Annotated in this window: 5 protein-coding genes; 3 read left to right on the top strand and 2 right to left on the bottom strand. The window is 69.9% G+C overall.

The genetic code is table 11. The features are described from left to right. Positions 1–872, top strand: an 872-nt coding sequence (locus ABD54_RS25610) for a serine hydrolase (RefSeq protein WP_047872116.1), incomplete at its 5' end; no start/stop codon positions are given. An 80-nt stretch (positions 873–952) separates the two neighbouring features. On the opposite strand, the gene fabG is transcribed toward ABD54_RS25610, so the two are convergent. Then, positions 953–1711 (bottom strand): 3-oxoacyl-ACP reductase FabG, encoded by a 759-nt coding sequence (gene fabG, locus ABD54_RS25605; RefSeq protein WP_047872115.1) that lies wholly within the window; start codon positions 1709–1711, stop codon positions 953–955. 322 nt (positions 1712–2033) lie between these two features. Here fabG and ABD54_RS25600 point away from each other — a divergent pair, with 322 nt between their 5' ends. Next, positions 2034–2531 (top strand): ATP-binding protein, encoded by a 498-nt coding sequence (locus ABD54_RS25600; protein ID WP_013151573.1) that lies wholly within the window; start codon positions 2034–2036, stop codon positions 2529–2531. Between the two features lie 248 nt (positions 2532–2779). Beyond that, positions 2780–3628 (top strand): helix-turn-helix transcriptional regulator, encoded by an 849-nt coding sequence (locus tag ABD54_RS25595; protein ID WP_047872117.1) that lies wholly within the window; start codon positions 2780–2782, stop codon positions 3626–3628. Between the two features lie 232 nt (positions 3629–3860). Here the strand turns inward: ABD54_RS25595 and ABD54_RS25590 are convergent, their stop codons facing one another. Next, positions 3861–4094 (bottom strand): DUF397 domain-containing protein, encoded by a 234-nt coding sequence (locus ABD54_RS25590; protein ID WP_047872114.1) that lies wholly within the window; start codon positions 4092–4094, stop codon positions 3861–3863. Between the last annotated feature and the right edge of the window lie 324 nt (positions 4095–4418).

Genomic DNA, 4418 nt, shown 5'->3' with positions numbered 1-4418 from the left:
TCCTCGGAGACCAGGGCCCGGACCCCGCGCTGTTCCGGGCCCTGGTCTCCGAGGACGCGTTCCCCCTGGTGCCCTTCGCGCCCGTCGGCGCGCCCGCCACCGGAGGGCGGGGGCCCACCCCCGTCCAGCGCGAGGAACTCGCCGCGCGCGTTGAGGCGATCGGGGAGGAGCATCCGGCCGACTTCGCGGTCGCCGTGCAGGACCTGCGTACCGGGGCCACCTTCAGCCACGGCGCCAACCGGCGGTTCCCCACCGCGAGCGTGGCCAAGCTGACCATCCTCACCATGCTGCTGCTACGCGCGGAGGAGGAGGGCCGCGACCTCACCGGGGCCGAGCGCTCGCAGGTCTCGGCCATGATCCGCCACAGCGACAACGAGGTCACCGACGGCCTGTACTCGCGGATCGGGTTCACCGACGGCTTCGTCGAGGGCGCCGGGACACTGGGCTTCACCAACACCGATCCCCACCCCGGCGGCAGGTGGGGCGCCACAATGACCACCGCCGCCGACCAGGTGCGGCTGCTGCGGGCCCTGTACTGCGACGGGGGCCCGCTGGCGGAGGAGGACAGGGCCTACGCGCGCGGGCTGATGGAGTCCGTCGCCGCCGAGCAGTCCTGGGGGGTCTCGGCGAGCGCAGGCCCCGACGACACCGTGGGCCTCAAGAACGGGTGGACCCCGCGCGAGGCCAACGGCGGCCTGTGGAACGTCAACAGCGTCGGCTACGTGGCCGGACCCGGCCGCGAGTACCTGATCGCGGTCCTGACCGACGGCAGCCCCGACTACACCGCCGGCGTCGCCCTGGTGGAGGAACTGGCGGCCACGGTCACGGAGGCGATGGAGGAGGCCCGCGCCGCCGCGGACCCGGACGGTTGACCGCCCCGGGCCCCGGCGGGCGCACACGCGCGCCCCGCCCGGAGGGCTCCGGACGGGGCGCACGGGGGTCGCGCGGCGGACTAGTCCAGCGGCCCGCCGGCGACATAGAGGACCTGGCCCGACACGAACCCGGCCTCCTCGCCGGTGAGGAAGGCGACGGCGTTGGCGATGTCCTCGGGCACGCCCACCCGGCGCACCGGGATCTCGGCCTCCTTGAAGGCCTTCATTTCCTCGTACTCGACGCCGATGCGCTCAGCGGTCGCCCTGGTCATGGCGGTCTCGATGAAGCCGGGCGCGACCGCGTTGCAGGTCACGCCGAACTTGCCAAGCTCGATCGCCAGGGTCTTGGTGAACCCCTGGAGGCCGGCCTTGGCCGCCGAGTAGTTGGCCTGGCCCCGGTTGCCCAGCGCGGAGGAGCTGGACAGGTTGACGATCCGGCCCCAGCCGCCCGGGGTCATGTGGGCCTGGGCGGCCCTGCTCATCAGGAACGAACCCCGCAGGTGCACGTTCATCACGGTGTCCCAGTCCTCCACGGACATCTTGAACAGCAGGTTGTCGCGCAGGACGCCCGCGTTGTTCACCAGGATCGCGGGCGGGCCCAGGCGCTCGGCCACGGTGTCGACGGCGGCGGTCACCTGGTCGGGATCGGACACGTCGCAGCCCACGGCCAGGGCGGTGCCGCCCGCGGCGGCGACGCGGTCGACGACCTCCTGGGCGTCGGACTCCCTCAGATCCAGCACGGCGACGGAGCGGCCCTCGCGCGCCAGGCGCTCAGCGACGGCGGCACCGATCCCACGGGCCGCACCGGTCACGATGGCCACACGGGGCGTTGGTGACATGGGATTACCTCCAAGAGTTCGCGTGGTGGGCGCGAGGAGATCCTACCCACATGCCAACCGGTCGGTAGGTGGACGGGGTGCGTCCGGGGTCGGCCCGCCCACTGACGGGCGGATTCGCGACTACCCGCTTCACAGGTCGGCCGAAGTCGTCTCCCCGTTTGCCTGCACATCGTCGGGGCTTGGCCTACGATTGCCTGCAAGGCGAAGATGCACGTGCATTCGAGTCGTGCAGCGGCACGCGCCCGACCTGCACGCCGACACGGCCCGCCCCGGCCGTGTCACCGACGCCCACGCAGCGGTGCGTCAGGGAGGAGTGGAAGGCATGGAGTGCGCTGAGGCGGTGGCCGACCCGGCCGGTGGCTGGTGGCTCAGGGTCCTGACGCACGGTTCCCGCCGCTGGAACACCCCCGTCTGCGGGGACCGGCACGACGCCGTCACGTGGAGCTTCGAGCCGCGCCCCCACTCGGTGGGGGCCGCGCGCGAGATTTCCGAGGCGCTTCTCCACGAATGGGAGATGCACTACTTGTCCAGCGATGTCGCGGTGGTCGTTTCGGAATTGGTCACCAATGCGCTCCGGCACGGTGGCCCTCTGCCCTTGACAGGGCAGAGCGAGGGCGGTATTCAGCTCTCGCTCATGCGCAGTGGCAGTGAATTCATCTGCGCGGTTCGTGACGGCGGAGACCGGCTGCCGGAGAGAAGGGAAACCGATCTCGACCTGGAGGGCGGCCGGGGGCTTGCCCTGGTGAGTGCTTTCGCACGAGAGTGGGGCGTGATTCCCACGCCGCCCGGTGGAAAGTTCGTTTGGGCGCAATTCGTGTGAGTCCCGGGGTCCCCGCCGGGCGCCGCGCCGGATCACTCCCGGCGGCGGGGCCCTCCCCTGAGGCGCCGGGGATCCGCCAGCGAGGCGAAGGCACCACTGCTCTATCGTTCTATCGTGTACCTGTAGTGTCTTGTCCGCATGGCAAAGGTGTCCCTTCGCACGGATACCCTTGTGCGAGGAATGAGGGAGAGGCGGCGAACGTGGATATCGCTCGATTGCGCCAGGGGAGCGGCCCCACTGTGCGCCGCATGCTGATCGGGCACGAGCTGCGCCAGCTTCGCGAAGCGCGTGGTATCAGCCGAGAGGACGCCGGGAACAAGATTCGGGCCTCGGCGTCGAAGATCAGCCGTATGGAACTCGGCCGGGTCGGTTTCAAGCTGCGCGATATCGAGGACCTCCTCAAGATGTACGGGGTCTCCGACCGCAAGAGGATCAAGGAAATCCTCGAAGTCGCGCGCGAATCCAACAAGCCCGGTTGGTGGAAGGAGTACGGGGAGTCACTGCACAAGTGGTTCATCCGCTACGTCGGCTTCGAGGAGGCCGCCGACCACATCCGCATCTACGAGTCCCAGTTCGTCCCGGGGCTGCTCCAGACCGAGGAGTACGCGCGGGCGGTCATCTCCGGTGGCGTGGAGACAGACGAGGTCACCGAGCAGCGCGTCGACGCCAGGCTCAGGAGACAGCGGCGCCTGCGCACCGACACGAGCATGCGCATGTGGGTGATCCTCGACGAGGCGGCGGTCCGCAGACCCATCGGCGGCCCGAAGGCCGGGCGCGAGATCATGCGCGGCCAGTTGGAGTGGCTCATCCAGCTCAGCAAGGAGTACGACAACATCACGCTCCAGATCGTCCCCTTCGCGGTGGGCGCGCACGCGGCCGAGGCGGGGTCGTTCACGCTCCTGCGCTACTCGGAGTTCGAGCTCGCGGACATGGTCTACCTGGAGCAGCTCACCGACGGCGAGATCATCGACCGCAGGCCGGTGGTGGAGGCCTACACCAAGGCCATGACCCGGCTCAGCGTCGCCGCGGCCACTCCGGACGAGACGCTGGAACTGCTGGAGCAGATGTTGGAGGACCTGGACCAGGAAACCGGCTGAGCAGCCGCGTGGGACGTGAGGAGGGACCCCGAGCACGCTCCCGGGGATACGAGAGGCTCGCCGAGGCGGGCCTTTCCGGGTTTCGGGGCACGTGCGCGCACGCGGACGGCCCCGCGGTCGCGGAGCGGCCGGGGCACGGTGATCGGGGCGGTGCCCGAGGAAGGGGTCACCGCCGAGCGGTAACCCCTCCTGTGTGCGTCGGGGCGAAACGCGCCGGACGGGACGAAAGGCCCTAGCTGAGCAGGTTGTCGAAGTCCCCGTCCTTGGCGCCCAGGATGAGGCAGTCGATCTCCTCCTGGGTGTAGACCAGCGCCGGTCCGGACGGGAACCGCGAATTGCGTACGGCGATGGAGTCGTCGCCTAGACGGGCCATCTCGACGCAGGCACCCTGCGAGTTGCTGCGCCGGGCCTTCTGCCAGGCCGCCTCGGTGAGCTGGGTCGCGGGGATGCCGTTGTGTGCGGTCATGCTGCTCCTTTTTTCGTCGAGGGGAACGTCCGTGCTTATGCACTGCCACATGCACGTGCATTGGCACCAACACGTTCACAAGCATAGCGTGACCCCCGCCACTTGTCCGAGGGTTTGGTGGTATGTAAGCGCCATGTAACCCATGGCCTGCCCGTGTGTTGCGCCCACGTGTCCCGGGGGCTGTTTCGGTCAGGAGGCAAAGGCGGTTAGGGCGCGCGGCTCTCCCCGGCAAGGGATCGAGAACACGCGGACACTCCGGGCCGTGGGGGCGCGGGTGCGAGGGAGGCGCGGACAGCCCGCCCGGCGGGAGGGCTGTACGGGGAG

The sequence above is a fragment of the Nocardiopsis sp. RV163 genome, assembly GCF_001029525.1.
In the GTDB taxonomy this organism is placed as follows: Bacteria; Actinomycetota; Actinomycetes; order Streptosporangiales; family Streptosporangiaceae; genus Nocardiopsis; species Nocardiopsis dassonvillei.
Note: the sequence above shows the minus strand (reverse complement) of the source record. Positions and strands in the feature narration are given on the sequence as shown.